At 35.4% G+C, this 23,399-nt stretch carries 23 protein-coding genes; 13 read left to right on the top strand and 10 right to left on the bottom strand.

What is annotated here, in order from left to right; genetic code table 11:
• Positions 1–19 precede the first annotated feature (19 nt).
• Both EHQ43_RS04115 and EHQ43_RS04110 read left to right on the top strand, forming a co-directional pair.
• Entirely contained in the window at positions 20–3,247 is a 3,228-nt protein-coding gene (locus EHQ43_RS04115) for a SpoIIE family protein phosphatase (protein ID WP_135740000.1), read from the top strand.
• Positions 3,248–3,547: 300 nt separating this feature from the next.
• Positions 3,548–4,072, top strand: coding sequence for a DUF2147 domain-containing protein (locus tag EHQ43_RS04110; RefSeq protein WP_135770202.1), 525 nt, complete (start codon positions 3,548–3,550; stop codon positions 4,070–4,072).
• Between the two features lie 66 nt (positions 4,073–4,138).
• On the opposite strand, the gene dcd is transcribed toward EHQ43_RS04110, so the two are convergent.
• On the bottom strand, positions 4,139–4,663 hold the full coding sequence (gene dcd, locus EHQ43_RS04105; RefSeq protein ID WP_135740002.1) for a dCTP deaminase: 525 nt from the start codon (positions 4,661–4,663) through the stop codon (positions 4,139–4,141).
• A 3-nt stretch (positions 4,664–4,666) separates the two neighbouring features.
• Positions 4,667–5,440 (bottom strand): enoyl-CoA hydratase-related protein, encoded by a 774-nt coding sequence (locus EHQ43_RS04100; RefSeq protein WP_135770201.1) that lies wholly within the window; start codon positions 5,438–5,440, stop codon positions 4,667–4,669.
• A gap of 69 nt (positions 5,441–5,509) precedes the next feature.
• On the opposite strand from EHQ43_RS04100, the gene EHQ43_RS04090 reads away from it, so the two are divergent.
• Positions 5,510–6,202: an LIC10067 family putative lipoprotein gene (locus EHQ43_RS04090; protein ID WP_135770200.1), complete on the top strand. Its 693-nt coding sequence runs from the start codon at positions 5,510–5,512 to the stop codon at positions 6,200–6,202.
• Here EHQ43_RS04090 and EHQ43_RS04085 read toward each other — a convergent pair.
• Both EHQ43_RS04085 and EHQ43_RS04080 read right to left on the bottom strand, forming a co-directional pair.
• A complete protein-coding gene (locus EHQ43_RS04085; RefSeq protein WP_135770199.1) occupies positions 6,199–7,680 on the bottom strand; it encodes a hypothetical protein in 1,482 nt (493 codons plus the stop codon). The genes EHQ43_RS04090 and EHQ43_RS04085 overlap by 4 nt on opposite strands.
• A gap of 44 nt (positions 7,681–7,724) precedes the next feature.
• Positions 7,725–8,075, bottom strand: a complete 351-nt coding sequence (locus EHQ43_RS04080; RefSeq protein WP_135740006.1) for a VOC family protein — start codon at positions 8,073–8,075, stop codon at positions 7,725–7,727.
• 139 nt (positions 8,076–8,214) lie between these two features.
• Between EHQ43_RS04080 and EHQ43_RS04075 the strand changes: the two genes are divergently transcribed.
• Together EHQ43_RS04075 and EHQ43_RS04070 are read left to right on the top strand one after the other, a co-directional pair.
• On the top strand, positions 8,215–8,679 hold the full coding sequence (locus tag EHQ43_RS04075; protein WP_135753438.1) for a DUF3347 domain-containing protein: 465 nt from the start codon (positions 8,215–8,217) through the stop codon (positions 8,677–8,679).
• A 3-nt stretch (positions 8,680–8,682) separates the two neighbouring features.
• On the top strand, positions 8,683–9,603 hold the full coding sequence (locus EHQ43_RS04070) for a hypothetical protein (protein WP_135740008.1): 921 nt from the start codon (positions 8,683–8,685) through the stop codon (positions 9,601–9,603).
• Between the two features lie 29 nt (positions 9,604–9,632).
• Here the strand turns inward: EHQ43_RS04070 and EHQ43_RS04065 are convergent, their stop codons facing one another.
• Entirely contained in the window at positions 9,633–10,856 is a 1,224-nt protein-coding gene (locus tag EHQ43_RS04065; RefSeq protein WP_135770198.1) for an MFS transporter, read from the bottom strand.
• A gap of 87 nt (positions 10,857–10,943) precedes the next feature.
• Here EHQ43_RS04065 and EHQ43_RS04060 point away from each other — a divergent pair, with 87 nt between their 5' ends.
• Positions 10,944–11,723 carry an SDR family NAD(P)-dependent oxidoreductase gene (locus EHQ43_RS04060; RefSeq protein ID WP_135740010.1) on the top strand — a complete coding sequence of 260 codons (780 nt, stop codon included), beginning with the start codon at positions 10,944–10,946 and terminating at the stop codon, positions 11,721–11,723.
• A gap of 1 nt (position 11,724) precedes the next feature.
• Positions 11,725–12,918, top strand: a complete 1,194-nt coding sequence (locus tag EHQ43_RS04055) for a pyridoxal phosphate-dependent aminotransferase (RefSeq protein WP_135770197.1) — start codon at positions 11,725–11,727, stop codon at positions 12,916–12,918.
• On the opposite strand, the gene EHQ43_RS04050 is transcribed toward EHQ43_RS04055, so the two are convergent.
• Positions 12,900–13,868: a patatin-like phospholipase family protein gene (locus tag EHQ43_RS04050; protein WP_135753441.1), complete on the bottom strand. Its 969-nt coding sequence runs from the start codon at positions 13,866–13,868 to the stop codon at positions 12,900–12,902. The genes EHQ43_RS04055 and EHQ43_RS04050 overlap by 19 nt on opposite strands.
• The gene (locus EHQ43_RS04045) at positions 13,844–14,128 is read right to left on the bottom strand and encodes an LIC_11321 family protein (RefSeq protein ID WP_208730884.1); all 285 of its coding nucleotides are present in this window, start codon (positions 14,126–14,128) and stop codon (positions 13,844–13,846) included. The genes EHQ43_RS04050 and EHQ43_RS04045 overlap by 25 nt, the downstream gene beginning before the upstream one ends.
• Positions 14,129–14,296: 168 nt before the next feature.
• Between EHQ43_RS04045 and EHQ43_RS04040 the strand changes: the two genes are divergently transcribed.
• The gene (locus EHQ43_RS04040; RefSeq protein WP_244242633.1) at positions 14,297–15,253 is read left to right on the top strand and encodes a YjgN family protein; all 957 of its coding nucleotides are present in this window, start codon (positions 14,297–14,299) and stop codon (positions 15,251–15,253) included.
• Between the two features lie 3 nt (positions 15,254–15,256).
• A complete protein-coding gene (locus EHQ43_RS04035) occupies positions 15,257–16,453 on the top strand; it encodes a M48 family metallopeptidase (protein WP_135770195.1) in 1,197 nt (398 codons plus the stop codon).
• Here EHQ43_RS04035 and EHQ43_RS04030 read toward each other — a convergent pair.
• On the bottom strand, positions 16,411–17,331 hold the full coding sequence (locus EHQ43_RS04030; protein WP_135740016.1) for a GDP-mannose 4,6-dehydratase: 921 nt from the start codon (positions 17,329–17,331) through the stop codon (positions 16,411–16,413). The two genes, EHQ43_RS04035 and EHQ43_RS04030, sit on opposite strands and share 43 nt — an antisense overlap.
• An 86-nt stretch (positions 17,332–17,417) precedes the next feature.
• Here EHQ43_RS04030 and EHQ43_RS04025 point away from each other — a divergent pair, with 86 nt between their 5' ends.
• From EHQ43_RS04025 to EHQ43_RS04010, 4 genes are read left to right on the top strand one after another with little or no spacing between them, the layout of a single operon-like run.
• Positions 17,418–18,431 (top strand): LIC_10202 family protein, encoded by a 1,014-nt coding sequence (locus EHQ43_RS04025; protein ID WP_135770194.1) that lies wholly within the window; start codon positions 17,418–17,420, stop codon positions 18,429–18,431.
• Between the two features lies 1 nt (position 18,432).
• Positions 18,433–19,503 carry a glycosyltransferase gene (locus EHQ43_RS04020; protein WP_135753444.1) on the top strand — a complete coding sequence of 357 codons (1,071 nt, stop codon included), beginning with the start codon at positions 18,433–18,435 and terminating at the stop codon, positions 19,501–19,503.
• A complete protein-coding gene (locus tag EHQ43_RS04015; RefSeq protein ID WP_135740019.1) occupies positions 19,500–20,549 on the top strand; it encodes a glycosyltransferase family 4 protein in 1,050 nt (349 codons plus the stop codon). Before EHQ43_RS04020 ends, EHQ43_RS04015 begins: the two co-directional genes overlap by 4 nt.
• 5 nt (positions 20,550–20,554) lie before the next feature.
• On the top strand, positions 20,555–21,736 hold the full coding sequence (locus EHQ43_RS04010; protein WP_135770193.1) for a glycosyltransferase family 4 protein: 1,182 nt from the start codon (positions 20,555–20,557) through the stop codon (positions 21,734–21,736).
• On the opposite strand, the gene EHQ43_RS04005 is transcribed toward EHQ43_RS04010, so the two are convergent.
• Positions 21,717–22,529: an inositol monophosphatase family protein gene (locus EHQ43_RS04005; RefSeq protein ID WP_135740021.1), complete on the bottom strand. Its 813-nt coding sequence runs from the start codon at positions 22,527–22,529 to the stop codon at positions 21,717–21,719. The two genes, EHQ43_RS04010 and EHQ43_RS04005, sit on opposite strands and share 20 nt — an antisense overlap.
• A complete protein-coding gene (locus tag EHQ43_RS04000) occupies positions 22,529–23,398 on the bottom strand; it encodes a magnetosome magnetite crystal formation protein family (protein ID WP_135740022.1) in 870 nt (289 codons plus the stop codon). Before EHQ43_RS04000 ends, EHQ43_RS04005 begins: the two co-directional genes overlap by 1 nt.
• Position 23,399 lies beyond the last annotated feature (1 nt).

Raw genomic sequence — 23,399 nt, 5'->3', positions numbered from 1 at the left:
TTAACAATTAGAAGACCCTATGAGTGAAAGCACCTTATCCGTTGACCACATACTAACAAATTATTATACATTCGGTAGTTTAATTGTCACTGTCCTCCTTGCGGTCTTGACTACTTTCTTTTTCTCTCTAAAAGACAAAACCGTCGCCACAAAACACATGGCATTTGCGTGTTTGTTTTTGTGTCTCTTTCAATTTGGCTATTTGTTAGGCGCATTTTACTACCATCCTATTGCTTCGTACCATCGTTGGATTACAGGTGGATTTATCATTTTTGGTATTATTCACTTTGGGCAATTTTTCTTTCGATTCCCTGACAATCGAGATCATAAAACTGCGAATATCATTCAGTATGTTTTACATGCAATTGCGATCGTTGTTGTCTTATGGTTTCTTGTGACTGTCTCACAAGGAGAAAGGAAATACCACTTCACTGCTCACCATTGGGATTTTAACTCAGAAGGTGCGAGTCGAATACTCAGTTTATTCATCGCAGGATTTTCATTCATTAACTTCCTAGTCCTACCTGGTTATCGAATTTTCCACGTTGAAAAAGAAAAACGGGGAACACTTATCATCATGTTGATTGCTGCTTTGATTGCAGCAGTAGTTCCGAACATCACAAATGTGATGAGCCGTGATGGTGCCATGGAAAGGTCTACTTACCTCACCGCACTTGTTCTTTTGTTTACCTTTACATTTTTCATCATTACAATCACGTTCATCAATAATAGTACAGAACGTACAACATTTATGGTGAAAATAGTTGGGATTTCCTTCGTAACAATCTTACTCATCATGCAAGCTTTTTCGTATTTGGTGGACCAAGAAAAAGAACTATCCTTCGACAATACGGCAATCCAAAAAGCACTTCGTGTCGCTGAAGGTGGAGAAAGGTCCAAGGACATTGTATTTGTCATTGAATATGATTCCAGCGGACAAAATTTAAAGAAAGCGTACCTTCCTTCAAACGTTACTTTAGACTTACCACTTGTTCAAGCAGACCTATATAATACCGCCTTGTATGATGAAGTAGTTTCTATCAATGAATCAGAATATCGAATCTCCATCACTTCCATACTCTCTAAAACCCCTTATTACTTTGAAGGTTACAAAAATGCTATTCTCAACTTCATCGAAGAAAATGCAGATTTAGAAGGTAAAGAACTTAAAACAGAAGTCTCCAAACTTATCGAAAAATTAAACAAACGAACCTTCATTAATACCAATAAATTGGCTGATATCGATCCTGATAACTTTTGTGAAGAAGGTGTAAAATACATTGAGAAAGTTAAAAATGTTGATACTTTCCGCGATTCAATCTTAAAACACGTAAACGAATGTAAGTGGGACGGGAAAGAGATTTCTGGTCGTGATTTAAAAGTGGAGATGTTAAAATATTTTCGGTATTTTAAGCCAGACTTAACTCGACATTACCGCAAAGACTTGGATGGACTTTCGCATTACGTTGCTTATATGACGTATGATGCAAAAAGAAAAATCAACCGAGAAGTAGGATTCAATTACCGGGATTATCGAAGTTACATGCACAAGTCCGCAAAACTTGAACTTGTCATTTTAACGATTGTAATGATCGTACTTTTAGTTGTATTCCCTCTTTTCTTTCGATCAGCACTTGTCAATCCACTCTACGCATTACTTGCTGGTGTGGAGAAAGTAAACCAAGGAAATTTGGAAGTTGAAGTTCCTATCAAAGTAAATGATGAGATTGGATATTTGGCCGAGTCATTTAATGGAATGGTGTCATCAATCCGTGATGCTAGACGCGAACTGCAAGATTATGCCGAAAACTTGGAAGAAAAAGTAAAAGAAAGAACCAAAGAACTCCAAGAAAAAATGGATGAAATCCATCGTTTGAAAGTACAACAAGATGGAGACTACTTCTTAACTTCCCTTCTCGCCAAACCTTTGTTTTTCAATGCAAATAAATCAGAAAACATTCGATGTGATTTTTATGTGCACCAAAAAAAAACCTTCGAATTCCGTAATAAAACAGGGGACTTAGGTGGTGATATTTGTATTACAGGGAACTTAAAATTAGGAAAACCTGACGATTTCCGCCGTTATACCATGGTTATGAATGGTGATGCTATGGGTAAATCCATGCAAGGTGCCGGTGGATCACTTGTGATGGGTGTTGTGATGAATTCAATCATGGCACGTTCTGCCGGAAACAAACGAATTTTAAATCGAACTCCAGAAGAATGGTTAACTGATGTTTATGAAGAAGTGAATGCGGTCTTCAAATCTTTCAGTGGAACAATGGTTATTTCTGCGACAGTTATGCTCATAGATGACGAAACTGGAAAAGTTTGGTATTTTAATGCGGAACATCCTTACAGTATTTTATACCGTGATGGGAAAGCAAGTTTCATTGAAGATGAATTAAAACTTAGAAAACTTGGTCTTGATTCAGAATATCCATTTGAAGTCCAAACCTTCCAATTGTTACCCGGTGATCAACTTATCCTTGGTTCCGATGGTAGAGATGACATCGACTTAACACCAGATGAAGATGTAAGAACAATCAATGAAGATGAAACTATGGTCTTACGTTTTGTAGAAGAAGCTGACGGTGATATTTATGAAGTGGAGAGACTTGTTAAAAATGCTGGAGATATCACAGACGATATTTCCATGTTAAGTGTTGTCTTCAAAAGTGAAAGATCTCCTATCCATCATATACCACCTAAAGATGAAATTTCCAATCAACCAATAGATGATTTTTTCGATACACCTGGCGATGATTGGGATGAAGCTCTCACAACATCAGGTGCTTTCGAGGAAGGCAAAGCTCTCTACCAAAATGGTGAAATTGAACGTGCTATCACTGTCATGAAAAAAGCATTCCTTGCAGATCCCAACAACCAAAAACTAAATAAGTTTCTTGGTCTGGTGAGTTATAAAGGCAAAGAATATGACATTGCTGCCAAAGTTCTTACCGAATTTTTAAAAGAAAATGAGGGATCGGGTGAATATTGGTATTATCTGGCTATGTCTGAGAAAAAACTTGGAAATTATGAAAGAGCTCTGAAAGCAGCACAAGAAGCTTTAAAACATGAGCCGGAAAATTTTCAAAACCTAATCAACTTAGCGGATGTTAGCCGACTTTTAGGAAACGTTGATAGAGCCCTCACTTATGTAACAAGAGCTCAATCAATTGACCCAACAAATAAAAATGTTGTGAAACTTTCCAAACTTTTAGAAAAAGCAACTAGCCTCAATTAATCGAGGTTAGTTTATGATTTAAAATCGATATCATTTCCTAATGTTCATTGGCTCCATTGAACATTAGTAGAATTCCTTACGATATGTTCGCTAACGGGTTTCACATTTCAATTGGAACTCAATCGTTTGGAATCGTTCTGTACAATTGAAAAGCGAATCTAATCCAGGATTTATTTAGGAATTTTTCTTTTTCGTTCACTATTTTCTTACAATCAATACTTGAATTTTAAAAAACCAGCTTGCCATAGACCATAAAATCTGACAAAATAAGCGAATCCATTTTTAAGAATAAGGATTTGTATGAATTTAAGAATTGTATTAAGTGTATGGGCTGTAGCACTACTTGTTAGTACTACTTTACTTGCTCAAGATGCCAATGTGGCTCTCGGAAAATACCTTCCACCTGAAAAAGATTCGGTGATCGAAATTTTCAAATGTGGTGATAAATACTGCGGAAAAACAGTTTGTATCAAAGACAACGCATACCCTGAAAAAGAAAAAGACAAGGGAATTCCAGGAACACCTTACTTGGACCACAACAATGAAGATCCTAAGTTAAGAACACGTCCGAATTTAGGAATGGTTTTCATTACGGGTTTCGATTACGTTGGGGAAGGTGTTTACAAAAATGGTCGTATTTACAACCCGCGTGATGGAAAAACATACTGTGGAAAATTCACAGCACTCGACGGTGGAAACCGATTGGATTTAAAAGGTACACTTTGTTCCATTACATTCATCGGAAAAACAAACAGCTGGGTGAAACTAGCCGGAGTCAACTTGGACGATCCAAAATGGGATTGTACGTTTAAATCTAAAAAATAATTGAATTGAAAAGGCACCTGCCGACCAATTAGGCTGGCAGGTAACTTTTGTTAGCTGAAAAAAATTCTATTTTTTTTCGAAATCTTTGTACAATAAGGATGGTTGGATCCCTTGGTTAGCCTGGTATTTTCCTGATTTATATTCGCTGATTTCCCCTTCCACAGTATGGTAGAATATTTGGCAAATTTGTACTCCTGAGTATACGCGTAACGGGTGTGTGACTTGTATTTCTAAAGTCCAAAACCCTTTAAATCCAACATCTCCAAATCCGGCTGTGATATGAACAAACATACCAAGTCTTCCGATAGAAGATCTTCCTTCTAACATTGGTACCAAATTATGAGTTTCTGTGAATTCTATGGTTCTTCCTAAGTATAATTTCCCAGGCTCTAACAATAAACCTTCGTCCGGTATTTTTAAAGATTGGACTGGATTTGGTTTTTTCATATCCAACGGAAATTCAGAATAAACTAACAAGTCCTCATGTAATCTTAAATTGTATGAGTTAGGGTTTAAAAGTTTTTCATCATAAGGTTCAATTTTAATATCGGAACCAAGTCTTTTTAAAATTTCTTTACCAGTTAAAATCAAAGTTCATTCTCCCGTAAATATAGGTTTTCTTTTTTCGGCAAATGCTTGTAAGGCTTCCAGTCGGTCTTTCGAAGTGAAAGTTTCACCATAACACAATTGTTCCCACTTTAAAGCAGACTCCATCGGCAAATTATATCCTTGTCGAATTGCTTTTTTTGCAGCAGAAACAGCTATAGGTGCAGATTCCGATATCTCCATTGCTAAGGCAAGAGAAGATTCCTTGAGTTTTTCTGGCTCCACAACTTTTGAAACCAAACCTCGGCTGAGCGCTTCTTCACTAGATAATTTTTTCCCAGAAAAAATCCATTCCATAGCGGTTGCCTCACCAACAATTCGAGATAATCTTTGGGTACCACCAGCACCTGGTATAATTCCAAGTTTTGTTTCCGTTAAACCCATAGTGGCAGAATTACTCGCATAACGAATGTCACATGAAATTGCTAATTCTAAACCTCCTCCAAATGCAAATCCATTAATGGCAGCAATGGTTGGAATGGGCAGGTTTGCTAAACTAGAAAAACAATCATTGATGTTATGCAGGAAGTTTTTGACTTCTGGTTCTGACATCTTTTTTCTTTCTTTTAAATCAGCACCTGAACAAAATGAATCTCCTACTCCCATGATCATAAGAACACGAAATTTTCCTTTTTGAACATGAGATATACAGTTTTGTAATTCTTTCAAAAATTGAACGGAAATAGCGTTTTTTGCTTCTGGCCTGTTCAGTTCAATGAATGCTACATAAGAATCGATCGTTTGGAGCGAGACGGTGTTCATAGAATTTCCCATATTATTAAAAATAGAAATGAATCTTGAAAAAAATATCCGATAATGGAAAAAGCAGCCATGAGAAGGATTTTATACACAATCGGATTCTCACTAGCGTTTGGAAACAGTTTTTCCTGCGTTAAATCGTCATCAGAAGATCCACTATCAGCTCTTTTGACCTCACCACCTGTGATTTCCTCTGTGACACCGCAGATCGGCACACCTGCCCAAAACAATGCAAATGCAACTTATACCGCCACAGAAGTTATCATTAAGGGCGAAAATTTTGGGATCGATCCGGTTGTTCGGTTTAATGATACTGTTGCTACCGTTACTCTGAATTTAGGAACCGAACTTTATACCAAGGTTCCAGACGGTACCTACTCTGGTTTCATAACCGTTTCTAAATCAGGTGGTTCTTGTTTACCGAATTCCAAAACAGGTGTGAATTGTTCTGGAATGGAATTTTTTGTCGATTGTTACTCTGTTACGAATAAACAATACGGACCAGAAATTGAACTCAAACAAGGCCAAGGAATTTCTGTTGAATATGATGGAAATGAAACAAAAGCATTTCGGACCGATACATTACTGTCAGCAAGGAATTTAACGATTAGTTGTGAAAGTGTCGTCACAGTAAGAGTGTTTAGCCGTTCTTGCCAAGCAACAGATTACGTTTTACAAAATAATCCGATCATTCCGTTTCCAGCTAGTGTTGCGACTCAATTCTATATCACAGCAGAATCAGCAACTTGTAGTTTAGTACTTTAGAACGATTTATTTTTAACAAATCGTTTGAAAACAATCAGATTGGCTGCACCCATCCATTCATTCATATATTCTCTGAAAATGGTTTCTCTAGGTTTTGATGATTTGATTTCGGGATCGAGATTTTCGTAATTTTTAATCGCCAATTTTGAAATTTCTTTATATTTCTCTTCAATCATTTCAGTGATTTTTTTAAGTAATGCCAAATTGTTTTTTTCTTCGCCAACGTTTGGCAAAATCACCTCATTCCAATAATCAATCACATGTTTTTTTACATACTCACCGGGGATAACACGGATCACTTTTTTTCCATCACTCCCTCGTGCGTGAATATAACCTGTATTAACTTCCATTAAGAATTTTTTAGCAATCATATAAAAATGAGAAGGACCTAAGTGAAATAAAAAAACATATTTAAATTGAGAAGGTAACATCATATTCATAAGTATAATGTTTTCACAAAAAGTAAAAAATTGTTTGAGAAAAGATTGGTATTCCATTTCAAAATCATCAGCTGATTTTCCTTTTTTTTCTGCACTTGTCATCGATCGAATGAGCTCAGAACGTAAAATCTGTTCATCAGCGCCTAAGTGTGAATCTAAACTTATTGCAGATTTGAATAATGTTTTTTCAGCATTGTATTTGTCTAATTCATACCGAAAGAAATAATGTTGGTCTGAATTCCAAGTGTATTTTCCATACGCTTGGATATAATTGAGATCTGCTTCCGATTTAATTTTTTGTTTTATGACCTTCCAATTGTCTTTTTCATTTTCTTGGTGATTTTTTATGACTTCATCTGCTTTGTATTCAATTCCAGAATCCTCTGGATCCAATTCTTTTGGTTTGTCATACAAAGATTCTTCAAAAACTGCAGATAGTCGATAAGTACCTTTATCACGGTATTTTGGTTTTGTTGGTTTGAATTCAGTTAAACAGTTTGGATTATCAATTTGTAATATAAATCTCATCCGTTTGAGTAGGATTTCTAAATTATTAAGTTTTTCTAAAGCTGGTAAAATTCTATAGTTTAACAATCCATTATTTTGGAATTCTAAATCACTAAACTGATTGTCTAATACTGCAGCTTTTAATTTTTCCCATCCTTCTTTTGATTCGATTAAGAAATATCGTAACATCTCGAAAATCAAATGAAACTGGATAAACTCATCTCTATTCGAGTCTTCAATATGTCTTGAAAAGTAACGGGAATAATCTTTCCGCACTTGTGCGAATAAATGTTTTTCATCTAAATTGAAGATGATTTCTTTGATTTTTTTTTGAGATTTATCGAGTTCTTGGTCGAGTGTTTTTCGAAAGGAAAGAATTTCTCGTTTGTTTGCTTCCGTAAGTCCTGTGCTTAAGAATTGTAAAAAACTACCGACTATGTTTTGGAAATTATTGAGATAGTAAACGTAACCTTTTTTAAAATCGACGATGGCTTGGATTTCGTGATCACCCTCTTGATTTTCTTGGGACATACCAAGAGGATGTTACGAATAAAAGATTAAAAAAGCAACAGGATTTAGTTAGAGTAAAAAATCTCGATTAAATTTTGGCTTGGATCAGCAAAAGTAAGACTCTCTCCGGAATCAGTTCCTTCAGGTCCTTTGATGATCTTTACGTTCTTCTCTTCTAGTTCGCTGATTGCTTCTGTAAAATCATCTACGTCCATGACGAAACTTAGGATCGGAAGCGAACGATCGGACACTTCCGCTTTTACCAAACGAATTCGGAACGCATCGAGAGAAAGAATTGCCTCAGTAGCCTTCTTTGTCTCCACTTCGAAGTCAAAAATGTCTCGGTAAAAATCGATAGAGGTGTCGAGTTGGGAGACGGGGATACTGACGTGGCCAATGCCTTCTACAATAATCATAATGGAATTACACCTTCGTGAACTTTTCTGTCATCATGCTTGAAAAAGCGGCTTTGTCGAGAAAAAAGCAATTTCCATCCAACAAACTCGGACGTAAAATTTGAATTCCAATTCCAAGTAAGGAAAAAAGAATCAAATTATGAAAGTATTTCGGATTTCACTCCTTGTTTTCGCCATTTTCGCCCTATCCTGTAAGGAAGAAGTCATTCCCTTCGGTCCTAACCATCAAAAACTCGTGGAAACTCTGTTTACAAAAAACCAAGTCATTCTCGAAGAATTTTTGAAAGAGAATCCAAAACCAAATTGGAAAGAATTTTCTGAAGCCGTTCAAAGTTTAGTTGCGAATGACCATCCTAAATTAAAATCTTGGGGGAAACAAATTACATCCAATATCCCATCCATTCAAACCGATTTAGAATCTAGTTATGAAAAAATTTCAAAAATCCAAGAAATATTGATACAAATGAAAGCGGAAGTGCCAAACCAATCGAAGTACAATCGTTTTTATTGTCCAATGGTCGATAAATCTTGGTTAATGACTGGAAAAGAAGTAAAGAATCCATACGCTCCAGAAATGAGAGACTGTGGAGAGTTGATGCCGTAATTCATGCCAAATTGTTTTTTAGGTACATCACTTTACGATGCCTGCCCACCGAGTTGCAGGCATTCATTCGCTAAACAAGACGTAGATGAAGATTGTATTGCGAAGAGTAAACTAGAAGCATTTTTACAAGATAAAGTAACTTTCAAAATAGGTTTCTCTGCATTTTCGCAAATTCCTGCGAAAAATTTAGAAAAATTTCTTTGGACGAATAAAGACAATCTCGAACTTATTACATACTTTTTATACATTGGTGAACCTACATTGGTTCGAGAAATCATAGAAACATTTTCAAATCATACATTAAGTTATTTATTTAAAATCGATTTTGAAAATTATATGAACCTTCGGGAATCGATCAAACGCGAAAAATCAATTAAACATATGTTTGATATTCGAAGTTTCAAATATTGGACATTCGTAAGTTATTTAAGAATCTGTGATTTAATTCAGTATTTTGTACGGTACTTAAAAGAACCTGAGTATGCATGTCAATTTTTGACCATTTTACCATCTGAAGTGGTATCCAATCTTTCCAAATATACCGGACTGGATTTCGAAGAAGAAAAATCATTATACACTGCTTTGGGTGATTCTATTTACGAACTTCCTTTACAATCACCTAAAATATACGATCATATGTTGCAATTATTTGCAGAAGACCCAGAGGTTTCTATCATTCTTTCTACGATGGAAGAATTGGTACGCAGGCAAAATTTGATCTTAGAAACCAGCGCAAAACTAACCTCATATATCTCTGACCATCGTATTGATAAATACTTTCAGTATATTTTTTCTGAGTTAAATGGAATAGAAATTGGAACGGCAGAAGAAATTCTAAATCAATTACTTGAAAAAAAAATGATCACACCTCCTCAAAAACGTATGATCATAGATTTTCTTGAAACTGGAAAATTAGAATTATAGTATAATCTAACTTTTGCTAACGCCAACTATTACCCAGCGATTTTGATTTTTTTCGCTAAATACACGCTAAACAACAAACTAAAGACAGAAATCATTCCTACCAATTCATAATTCACAAATTGTTTTTCTGCGTTTTGGAAGAGGATTAATCCAGCGACATAGGAAGCAGCACCTTGGGCAATTTGTTGGATAGCCGAATTGACTGACATAAATCCGCCTCTAATTCTAGGTTCCACAGCAGATGTGACCATAGCAAAAGCTGGGACCATCCTCCCAGATACAAAAACCATAAAGATTGTAGTGATGATTAAAACAATTGGAAGTGATGTTTTTGTTAAAGTGACAACAAGAACTATAGGCAAAATCGCAAGTCCCGTGATGATTTGATAGATAAAAAACTTACCATAACGATCAGCCAACTTTCCTATGTACCTGCTTGTAAAAAATGTTACGAGACCACCAAAAAAGTAAATATAGGGAATCTGTTTTGTCGTTAAACCAACGTTTGATACCAAAAACGGACTTAAAAAAGGAATTACTGTGAAACCACCAAACATTAAAAACACCATAAAGATAAATGGAGGGAAATGTTCCTTTTTCTGTATTACCAATCGTAATGTTTTGATTTGCGACTGTTTCACTTTTGTATCAGAATCGAGATGGTAACGAATAGAGGGTAAAAATTTATAACCGATTGGCAAAATTAAAAATCCAGCAATCCCCAATGAAAGAAAAGGAAAATGCCAACCGAATCGTTCAGCGAGTTCGAGTCCAAAAGGAACACCTACTACAGAGGCAACAGAAAAGGATCCCATTACAACCCCAGTTGCCGTTCCCCTTCGGAAGACCGGAATGATATCCCCAATGATCGAAAGAACGGTGGCACCGATCATTCCTCCGAATCCTCCCGCGATGACACGAGCAATCAGCAAAAAAACATAACTGTTAGCAAATGCACATAAAAATGTTCCAAATGAAAAACCAAAAAATAAAACGAGCAAACTCAACTTTCGATCAAATGAATCCAAAAAAAGTGCACCAATCAAACCAAATACACCTGCGCTAATTGAATAGGAAGAAACAAGTAAACCGAAGGCAGCAGCATCAATTTTGAAACTTTCCATAAAAACTGGTCCAAGTGGCATCATGATCACAAAATCTAAAACGTGTAAAAACTGTAAGGCTGCTAATATAAAAATTATAACTCTTTCTTTTTGAATGGTATGAAGCGGATGGGTAAGAGATTGGTCCATAATACGAATATTGACCAGCTAGTCAAAATTGCCAAAACAATTTAATTTAGAATTGCCAAGTTTTCGAAACTGAAATAAATTTCCCTTATGAAATATGCTTTAATTACAGGTGCATCAACAGGTCTCGGAAAGGATTTTGCCCATTCATTGGCAAAATTAGGGTACACTCCCATATTAGTCGCAAGAAGTGCTAATAAACTCAAAAGTATTGCAGCAGAAATCAAACAACAATATGGATTAGATGGCATTGTCATTGCAGAAGATTTGTCAGTAGCAAATGCTTCCGAAAAAATTTACAAAGCAGTAAAAAAGTTAAAAATACAAGTTAATTGTTTGGTCAACAATGCAGGTTTTGGTCTCAACGGAGAATTTCATAAAAATTCTTTTTTGGAAGAATCAAAAATGATCCAACTGAATGTCACAACATTAGCTGAATTATGCCATTTGTTCTTACAAGATATGATTTCAAATCAGGAAGGTTACATTCTAAATGTTGCCTCTACAGCAGCATTTCAACCAGGACCATTCATGACAAATTATTATGCCACAAAAGCATACGTACTTTCATTAAGCGAAGGATTAGCGGAAGAAGTGAAGGATTATGGAGTCACCGTTTCTTGTCTTTGTCCTGGACCTACAAAAACAGAATTTTTTGAAAGAGCGAATATGACAGGAAGCAAATTGGTCCAATCTTCATTTTTAGCAATGAACTCTCAAGAGGTTGTGGATATTGGATTAAAAGCTTTGTTTGGGAAGAGGGTAGTAAAAATTCCTGGATTCTTAAACTTTATACTAGCTGAGTCAGTTCGAGTGACACCTCGATTTATCATTCGAAAAATCGCAAAGTATCTGAATAAAGTTGGATGAAATGACAAAAAAAAATTTCCCGTTTTCCGAACGATTCAATTCTTTAGGAGAAATCGAATCAGAAAATTCGATCCATAAAACTAAATTAGAATTAATAAAAACGGGAAAACCAATTTTAGATTTAGGAAACTCTAATCCAACACAATTGGGTTTGGAATTTCCGCCTTCTGTTCTAACACATATATTTTCCAATCTGAATCTAAGCATTTATGAACCAATTCCAGAAGGTTTAGAATCCGTCAGAAAAGAAATCAGTTCTATTTATAACAATCGAGGAATCCAAACAGCTGCCTCAAATTTTCAACTCACAGCAAGTACATCAGAGGCATATTCCTTTTTATTTAAACTATTAACAAATCCAGGTGATGAAATTTTAACACCAAACCCCGGTTATCCACTTTTTAGTTTCCTTGTGGGTTTGGAAAATTTAACAGAAGTCCATTACCAATTGAAGGAAGATCCTACGACTGGGTTATGGGTTTACAATGCAGAATCAATTGCAAACACGATCAGCACAAAAACAAAAGTGATCATACTTGTAAGTCCTTCAAACCCAACTGGCTCCAAAACAACGGAATCATTTTGGAAGGATTGGGAATCGTTAGGAATCAAAATCCCCGTGATTGTCGATGAAGTATTTGAGGCATATGACTATCAAGGAGAATCTCATTATTTACCTCCAAAACCGAACTTCCCTCTTTTTGTCTGTCATGGTTTTTCGAAAATGTTGGCATTACCCCAAGCTAAATTGGCATGGATTTTAAATCTTTCTCCAGAACCTATCCAATCTGAAATTCAAAAAAAACTAAGTTTTATCGCAGATACCTACTTATCGGTAAATTCCTTTATCCAATTGGCTAATAACGAACTTTTGCCCTGGAAAACGATGGTTCAAGATAGAATTCGAACAAGAGTTATGCGAAATTTAACGATATGTCAAAGTTTCATTCATCAAATCCCAAAAATTCAAAAAATTTACTCTCCAGAAGCAGGTTGGTATTTTTTGTTCGAAGTGAATTTAGATAAAAAGGATGAAGAAGTTGTAAACGAGATTTTAAAAGAAACTGGCGTATCTATCCATCCTGGAACATGGTATGGATTTTCGCATAACAGGTGTATTCTTGTAATTAGTTTGATTACGGAAGAAGAAACATTAGAAAAAGGACTAAAATTACTTCAGTCCTTTTTTAAATAATTAATTATTTCAGATTTTTTTGCAAGGGCATCAGCCTTCCCTAATTCATAGGTTTCCCTGACTCCTTTCGGATTAGTGTAGTCGAAAGAAGTGATGGGTAATGGCTTCGATGGTGTGATTAAAAATGATCTTGCAAGTAAGTCTGGATCTTTCCCAACGATTGTATTTGGTTCGTAATGGATTCCAATGATTTTGGCATTTGGTGAAAAGGTTTCAATCACCATATTATTGGTAAGACCTCCATCTAAATAGTATTCGTTTCCAACTGATTGAAAGTCAACTATGGGAGGAATTGAGGATGAATTTAGAATAAACTGTTCGATGGTCTCAGGATTCACAAAGTCTTTTTCTGTGAAATCAACATCTTCCATATTCCATTTTTTGATAATTTCAGCCGTACGATTTGCAGGAATTCCTTCTGACCTATCTCTATCATCGAGAATGAAGGCTCTCCCTGTTTCGGAAATCAATCTTGCTAATCGAAATTTGTTTTTTAAGGAATCATCTTTAGGATGCGCTTTCACAGAGTGGATCCAAATTTTTGCCCCTGATTCCAAAACACGATCAAAACGCATTCCAAATCGAATGGTCCTACGATACATATCTTCATGAGGAAATGTGGACTCACCACGTAACAAATTTGAAAAATGGAAATTTCTGGAGTTACGTTTGGTGATTTCCTCAAAGTATTCCACCGATTCTTCTTCGGATTGTGAGAGGATACAAAGTGCCATGGCGGCACCCGCAGAAACTCCCGACAGTTCAGTAAAACGGACTCCCCACTCTCTGAGAGTTTTTCCAACACCAAGAGCATAAAACGCCTTACAACCACCACCTGCAATGGCAAGCGATGCATCATAAGTTGGAAATATCTTAACTAATGTTTGTAATACTTGTTCGCGGACGCCCATAAATTCGGCTATTTCTAGTCCCCTTCCCAACGAAAGCATAGTGTATTGTTTTCTCCCAGAAACCTGTCAAAATACAAACTCGCACGACAATCTTCTTCCGTTGCCAGAAAGAAGTCATACCCTCCCGCAGGGTATTTGATTTTACAACAACCTTTTTTATCCTTTCGTTCTGGAGGTTGCCTTACTGATTTATCTTGGCCTTTTAAATCTCCAAGAGTGGGAGGTAATTCCTGCCTTGGATCTGCCACCAAACTAAAAACACCAACGTAAATAAGGAAAACTGCAAAAATGGAACGCATTCTACACAAGTAGACTTCAGGGCCAAAGCTCATGTTCTATGATTTTTTAAAAATAGTGAATTGTGTTCAACCGTATAAAATGTATTTCTAATGATTTGGAAATATTTTTCTTTACCCAATTCTAATATAGTAGATACTCTGGACACTATTTATCCTTTGGGGAAATCAATGAGCAACACAAGACTACAATATCACGCCACTGGCGGACAACTCTTCATATTATTTTTGAAGAATATGTTTCTTACGGTAGTGACGTTAGGGATCTACAGCTTTTGGGCAAGGACCAACATTCAAAAGTTTATGGCTGAAAATTTGGAATGGGCCGGTGAGCGTTTCTCTTTTCACGGAACAGGAAAAGAAAGATTCATCGGATTCTTGAAAGCAGCTGGAGTATTTATCGTACTCTACATCGCGATTATGATCATCCTTTGGATCGCAAATAAAATTCCTGTACCTTACTTTGCTACAATCATAGGTGCGGTCTTATACATTGGAGTGATTTTGGCGTTAGTCCCTATCATCATCGTCGGTGGTCGTAAGTACATAACTTCTCGAACTGGGTACCGAAACTTACGTTTTGGTTTTGATGGGAAAATCTTAGAAGTTGCGAAAATTTATGGGAAAGGGATTCTCCTCACCATCGTTACACTAGGGATTTATTATCCTTGGTTTTTTGCTGAAAAGGAAGCTTACATCCAAAGCAAAACACGTTACGGGAATACAAATTTTGGTTTTTCTGCTGATGGAAAGGAAATTTTCTTTTTGTATCTAAAAGGATTCCTTCTAAGCATTGTAACACTTGGAATTTACTATTCTTGGTTTTTAGCCGATGTTCAAAACTACATTTGGAATCGAACTAGTTTCCAAGGTAAAAAATTTAGATCCGATATCACAGGTGGTAAGATTTTTGTTAATTTTCTGGTCGCTTATTTGATCATTCTCTTCACACTCGGTATTGGATTTGCTTGGGCTGTGGTTCGATTGACAAAACTATTTATCGAATCAGTAAGTTTAGAAGCGGAAGTTGACTTCTCTTCGATTTCTGCCCAACCAGATACAAAAGCAAATGCTACCGCGGAAGGATTGGAAGCACTTGCAGAAACTCTAGAAGCCTTCCTATCATAAACATTGTTTCAAAACCAAACATTTACATCACGATATTTCAATGGTGTCTCGGCGGTCCCTGAAGAAGGGACCGTTCTTGTCCATGGTCAGACAGTCCAGTTCACATCTTTTGATACCCATCATAAATTAAATTTATCTCAGTTTACCGAATTCACTCAGACGCATAAAGGCTGTAAGCTGATACTTCTTCCAGACGAAACACAAGAAAGTCCTGTATTGGAAATTTTCTGTTCTAAAGAAGATGCAAAACGATTAGAAAAAATCTGGATCCAAAATAAAAAATCACAAAGCCATTCCAGTGCATTATTTTATTCCATACGCGAGATGAATCCAATTGTCCTCGGGATCCTTTCATTATTGGTGGTTTCGGTTGTAGGATTTTTCTACTTTAAAGGATTAGAACTCGTTACAAATTTTATTCCCCTCTCTATGGACAAATCCTTAGGAGATTCTGTTCAAATGAAAATGGAATCACAATTTGAAAAATGTGATTCAAAGGCAACAGATCGATTTTTTGCTGAAGCTCTTAAAAAAATTGTTCCAAAGGATAGCAAACACCTATTTCAAGTTTCGGTGATTCGATCCGAAGTTCCCAATGCATTTGCATTATCAAATGGGAAAATTTATTTTTTTTCAGGATTACTCAATGAGGCAAATTCACAAGAAGAAGTGATCGGAGTCTTGGCACATGAAATTGCACATGTGGAAAAAAGACACCATATGCGCAATTTAGTTAAGGCAGGTGGAACCTCTCTTGCAATCAGTTTGGTGATCGGACCTGGACTTGGAAATATGGAATTTTTAGAGACCTTTACCGAGATAGGCTCTACAATATTAGTGTTAAAATTTTCTAGAGACTTTGAAACCGAAGCTGACAAAACTTCGATTGAATATTTAAAATCGCAAAATCTTTCATCAGATGGATTACTCAGTTTTTTCAAACGTATGGAAACATTGGAAAATGGAGAAACAGACCAAGAAGAAAGTCAATCCACAGCAAGTGCCAGTGAAGGTGACAAAACAGTGAGTCAAATCACAGATTTTTTAAGCACACATCCAGCGACAAAAGAAAGAATGAAAACCCTGGAGTCTTTGATCCAAAAAGGGAAAAAAGGAACGATCAAAAAAGTGGTTTCAGATAAAACCTGGAAAGAGGTTCAAACTGTTTGTTTAGACTTTAAAAATTCAGATTCTAAATAATCATAAATTTCTTTCAAAGTTTCGCTTAAACTATGTTTGGTTTCCCATCCTAAAGATTTTAGTTTTTGATTGTTTCCGTAAACTCGTGAAGTTTCGGATGCTCGCACTCGATTGTCATCTACTAGGAATTTGATTTTTTCACCTGAAAATTTTACCAATTCTTCGACCATATAACGAATGCTACGTTCTTCCCCAGAACAAATATTATATATTTCTCCCGATTCACCTTTCTCGATCAAGGTAAGGTAACCATCAACAATATCCTTTACGTGAGAAAAGTCACGTGTAGGAGCCAGATCTCCAACGGAAATTTCTTTTTTGCCTGCATGTTTCGCTTCGATAATTTGAGAACAAAAATTAGGGATCACAAATTCTTTTCTTTGGCCAATGCCAATATGATTAAAGGGACGAGCAATCACAACTGAAACGGAAGGGCTATATTCAGAATACTGTCTGCAAAATGATTCAGCCGCCAGTTTGCTGCCTGCGTAGGGATTTACAGGTTTCGGTAATAATCTTTCGTCAAGAGGAAGTACATCCATATTTTGTTTTCCATATACATCTGCCGAGGAAATGTACAACATCTTACACGGTTTTTGAATACGATGGAGTATTTCTAATAGATTTAAGGTGCCACGCACATTGATTTCTTCCGTTTCCCAAGGATTGGCAATCGCACTAGGAACAAAGGCTTGGGCAGCCAAATGGATCAAAATATCTGGTTGGACTTTTTGCAATTGGTCTTCAACGGTTTCACGGCTACGGATATCACCTTGGAAACAATGAATTTCATAACTTCCTTGGGATTGGAGTGCAGGGAGGAGATAACTTCCCACAAATCCGCTGGCTCCGGTGACTAAAGTTTGTTTTTTTTTCATAGAAAAGGGAATTTTCTGATCTGACCCTAAGATTTAGTTGCCATTCTTCCAATTTTTCAAATCCTCTCAACAAAAGAAAGAAAACTGTGGAAGACAAAAAGAAATTCAATCCATCCCCCTTTGTCGAAATCCGAGACCCACAGCTCAATGTACAGGAAATCGTAGAAACTCTGGAATCAAAGATCCCACTGGACCCAAACCAAAACAACCAATGGACTGAACTCACTAAAATCAGTTACAAACCAGAATCTCCACTCGGATTTCGTAAATTTGATCCAGCTGGAACTGCTCATTTGTTTGAAAAAGGAATTTCGAGTCCGAAGTTTTCCAATCCAAAATTTTGGTACATCCGTGGACCCGTGAAATTTATCATCAATCGACTAATTTCAGTTTATGGACAAATTGACAAAAAACTTTCTGAAAATCGTATCCGAGCATTTTTTTCTGTTCTTCATGAATTGATTCGATTGGGAAAACGATTGGAACAAATGGAAAGACGATTTGATGTTTTTTATCGAGACCATTTGTTACATACAAATCAAAAATCTTCGCCTAACTTTAGTTGGGCAACAAATTCATACTTCATTGATGCAGGTATCAATCCAAATTGGGAACTTGCAGTCGAAGATCTCAAACATTCAAAACAAGTTCTCGTATTGTTTCCTGAATGGGGAGAATTTTTAAAACAATTATCAATTTCCAAAATACCATTCCAGGCTGTCACATCGCATTCAGAACATTTTGATTTTATCAAAAGTAAAGTTTCGCATAACGTATATTATCTTGAAAATTTATTTCCTCTGACTCAGATGAAAATTCAAAACTTTGATATATTAGTTTTCTTACCGCTAAACAAATTTCCAACTTTTGTAATCGAAAGACTATTTTCTGAAATTACATCTGTTTTAACAAAAGGAAATCATGTTTACTTTTCGGTTTCAGTCATTCCCGAAGACAATCATCGACCGTTTCGTGATCTCCAAGTGTCTGAAATCAATTTAGAACTATTACCAGATTATCTAAACTCATTGGGACTTAATTCATCGAGAGATCTCACTGTTTCCGAAGGTACAAAGGTATTTAGATATACCAAATACTGAAATGAATGTTTTCCAACATTTAGATGAATTAAAAGATTCAGATGGTGTCGGAAATGATGCCATCGGTTTAGCAAATGTATTCAAAAATTTAGGATATAGGACTCACTTTATAACAAGACTCCCTAGAAAAGGGATTCCTTTGGAAAGTCATTTCCATTTGGTTGATTCATTTGATTTTCCAACTCACTCCAAAGACATACACATTTTACATTATGGTGGATCAGGTTATCCTTACACACTTTTCCAAAATTTACCAGGTACTAAAATATTAAGATTTCATAATATTACTCCAGCTAAGTTTTATCAACATACCACAACTGAAGATATTTACAATGCGATGGAAAAATTTGAATCTCTTTCCTTTTTAGAATTGGCAAGTTTATCAATTTTTTGTGATTCTGTTTGGTGCGATTCTCAGTTTAATTATGATACACTTAGCATGTATCATTTCCGTAACCCTTATATTTTGCCAATTTGTAAACAATATCAATTAGTCCGCAATTTGAATGAGACTACTGAGACCAATTATTCCATATCCTTTGTTGGCAGGTATTCTCCTCAAAAAAAATGGGAGGATATAATTGAATTTTTTTCGGTTTGGATAAAGGAATTTCCTGAAGCACATTGTTATTGTATAGGTTCTGTCATTGGAGCATTTGATGGATATTATTCTCGCTTAACAAACATTGTACGAAATCTGAAACTTGAAGGAAAAGTGCATTTTCTTACTGGAAAGTCAGATTTAGAAGTTTTGTCAATACTCAAACAATCTAGTGCATTTGTTTCAATGAGCGAACATGAAGGATTTTGTCTTCCTATTCTTGAAGCATTTGGAGTCGGAATTCCAGTATTTGCTTATGCTGCAGGTGCTATCCCTGGTACAATGAGAGAAGGTGGAATCCAATTTCGCAAAAAGGATTATCAGTCACTACTGCATTTAATCAAAGAAAGTTTAAGCAGTGAAAATCGAAAAAACGAAATTATTCAAACTCAATACAAAGCATTAGATTACTATAACCATTTTCCATTTGTTGAAACGATATCTGGAATATTAAATAGTGGTATCAAATGAACATTCACCAATTTTCAGCAGGATTTCAACTAGGTGATGCTATCTCTCAAGAGATGTTAGAAATGAAACGTTTATTGGCTAAAGAAGGTTATACTGGAAAAATTTACGCAGAAAATGTCTATTCTAATGATCGAAAATATGCTGAAAAAATTTCAAAGGTAAACATCAAACCACAAGATGTGATTGTTTATCACCATTCAATACATTCGAAAGTTTTAGATTTTCTTTTACAATTCCCAAATAAAAAAATACTCATTTATCATAATGTCACACCAGAAAACTTTTTTGAACCTTATGACCTTCGGTTTAGTTATTTGTTACGAAGAGGAAGAGAAGATTTAGAAATCATTCGTGATCATTTTCAACATTCATTTGCAGTTAGCAGTTTCAACTTAGCAGAACTTATCCAAATTGGATTTAAACACGTTAGACTTCTTCCATTACATCTCAATTTTCAAAAATGGGATCATAACCATATAGAATCAAAACATAAAACATTTGTTTTTCCTTCATTTTTGTTTGTAGGAAGAATTGCGCCAAATAAATGCCAAGATGATTTGATTCGATTTGCTAGGTCATGGAAATCAATTTATGGAAACCAATTTTCATTACGTATGTTAGGTTTTTGTAATCCAGACCAACAATCTTATTTAGATGAACTCAATTTTATGATCACACAATTTGACTTACAAAATGAAGTTAAAATCATACCTTACGTTGATGAAGCGATGTTGAAAAAAATATATTTAGAAAGTAATTTATTTTTATCAATGAGTGAACATGAAGGGTTTTGTGTCCCACTTTTGGAGGCGATGCACTTCCAGTTACCTGTTGTGGCTTATGCAGCAGGAGCCGTACCTGAAACTCTTGGAAACTCAGGTATCCTTTTTCATTCAAAAGATTTTAATCAATTGGTTCGTGAAATCGATAAAATTTTTAAAAATAACGATTATCGCAATTCAATCATATATCATCAAAATTTACATCTAGATACATACTTAAAATCTACAAGTATCTTACCTTTGTTAGAAGTGATCAAAAGTTAACTTGTATGGCAAAAATATTATTCATAACACCACGATTTTTGCAAAACGCTTCTGGAGGGGCCGAAAAATTAGCAGCTGATTATGTGAATATACTTTCAAAAACGCATTCGGTTACTGTTTGCACAACTGCTGCAAAAAACTATGTTACTTGGAAAAATGAATTCAATACAGGCATAACAGAAGAGAACCAATTTAAAGTATTACGTTTCCCCGTCGAAAAAACTAGGAACATGAATCGAATGAACCAAATTTTAGATCGATGTTTAAAAGCTGGTGACTCAGTTTCTTTTAAAGACCAATTGAATTTTCTGAAAGAACAAGGACCCTATTGTCCAAGCCTAGTTGAATATGTTAGGCAATGCCAATCACAATTTGATCTCATAATTTTAATTGGATATTTATATTATCCTGTTGTGATGAGCATTCCCATCTTAAAAGTTCCGTTTGTGATTGTACCAACGTTTCATGATGAACCACCTTTCAAACTTCCTATATACAAACAAACATACTTAAATCATTATTTTTATAGTTTTAACGCACCGGAAGAATTACAAGTTTACGAAACGTATACCAATCAAAGGGCAAAACATTATTTTATGATCGGAACTTATGTTGAAGATCATGTTCAACCGGACATTCCTTCTACACACAATCAATCAGATAAAAAATTCCAAATATTAACAATCGGAAGGATTGAACCAGCAAAAGGATATCCCGAACTATTTTTAGATTTTCATGATTGGAAACAATTAAACCATCGATCTGATGTTATTTTAAAATGTTTAGGTTCTGTTTTTTCAATGGATGTTTCAAAAGAGAAAGATATTATTTTTCCCGGTTTTGTTACAGAAGAAACAAAAAGAAATGAAATTCAAAATTCATATTTACTTTTAAATCCATCTGCTTATGAAAGTTTTTCGATTTCGATTATGGAATCGTGGCTTCATGAAAAACCAGTATTGGTAAATGGAAAATCATCTGTTATGAAAGGACATTGTATTCGAAGCCAAGGTGGTTTATATTATTCTGATAAAGTATCTTTCCAAAGGATGTTGGATTTTTTATTAGAAAACCCTTTGATTTCAAATCAATTGGGAAAAAATGGCAGAAAATATGTATTATCAAATTTTACAGAATCTATAATCCAAACAAAACTCAACCAAATGGTTAGTACACTACTCGGTTGATTTGTCCTTCAAATTCAGCAAGTAAGTATTCGTGAACATGTCCATTACTTGCGAGTAAACTTGGAATCATAATGGAAAAATCATTACCATCCATGGAAGTTAATTTTCCATTTGCTTCCATGACGATAAGACCAGCTGCCGCCATATCCCAAGGTTTTAATCCTAACTCATAATACCCTTCGAATTTTCCTTCAGCTAACCAACATAAGTCTAAAGTTGCAGCGCCTGTTCTACGAATGCCCCTCGATTTTTGTAAAATCGATTTATAATACTGCATAAGTGTATCTAAAGACAAGTTTCGATCATATGGAAAACCAGTGACAAATAAAGAATCTCTCATGGATTTTGTTTGTGAGACTTGAATTTGTTTTTTTTCTCGGAAGGCACCTTGCCCTTTAATTGCGTGGTAGTAAGTACCTAACTCGGGAAAAAATACCATACCAATCACAGGGGACATTGATTCTGTTTCCACGACTCCCACTGATATACCATACAAAGGCAATCCATGTGTGTAATTGGTAGTTCCATCTAATGGATCAATCACCCATGTATATCCTGATGTACCTGGTATTGCACCACCTTCTTCCGCAAGAATTCCATCCAAAGGGAAATTTTTTTGGATTTCTTCCAGAATCATAGATTCTGCTTTGAGATCAGCTTCCGTAACTAAATTGTATAAACTTTTTTCATCTACTTTTAATGTAGACTCCTTGTGTTTCGCTACAAGGAAATCTGCGACATTTGGTAAAAAATTTAGAAAATGATATGATCTATCATGTAATTCAGAATCCATCAATACCCACCAAATTCGATGTTTTTTTTCATGGCGGTGATCTCAACATCTAAATTTAGGGTTTCATCAGCTTTTAATTTATTTCGAACTTGTTCTGTGGTTTTGATGACTTCGCTTAACAAAGAATTGAGTTCGGATTTTCTTTTTTCAGAATCTGGTGAATTACCACTTTGACTCACACGAATGTATTGGCTTAGAATTTTTGAAACTGTTTCCGGGAAATAATTTAAAAACTGTTTTGCTTTACGATAAGAGAGTGGATCCTCTGCTAGTTTGACTCGTAAATCGGACAACGAATGTAAGTATTCGTTACACAATCCTTGTAAGTTAGCATCCGTTAATATTTTTGCATCTTTTTCTGTGGACAACCGAAACGCATCTAATTTCTCCATCTGAGTTTTGTATTCAGAAAACTCTACTTTGTCTTCAAATTTCTTTTTCAATTCATTCCAATTTTCTTTCGTCTGACTGGAAGAAAATAGGAAAGGAAAAAAACTAAATGGATAATGGTGTGGTTTTCCAATGGTTGTACGGTAGATGGCAATCCCCAAAAAGATTACATGAATGAAAGCCATAAACACATACGAGAAAACAAGCAATACACGATCATCACCAAACTTTGTTCCAAACCCAAAGTATCCAAGCGATAAAAGTGCTTGTAAATACATTGCCTCTAACGATTGTTTTGCGGAATAGGAAGATTTACTTCTAGACAACCACATTACAAATGGATATACCATTGCACCCAATGAAGAAAAATAAAAGGGAAACGGTAAAAGTGCCATTGGATATGTTAGCAAAGTTGAAATATGGGCACGTCTCGCCCATTTTTTCTCTTCTTGGTTTTGTTCCAATTGTACATCTGTCATT

It is taken from the genome of Leptospira bouyouniensis, from assembly GCF_004769525.1.
Taxonomy (GTDB): Bacteria; Spirochaetota; Leptospiria; order Leptospirales; family Leptospiraceae; genus Leptospira_A; species Leptospira_A bouyouniensis.
The sequence above is the reverse complement of the archived record's forward strand: the minus strand, read 5'-3'. Positions and strand labels throughout refer to the sequence as shown.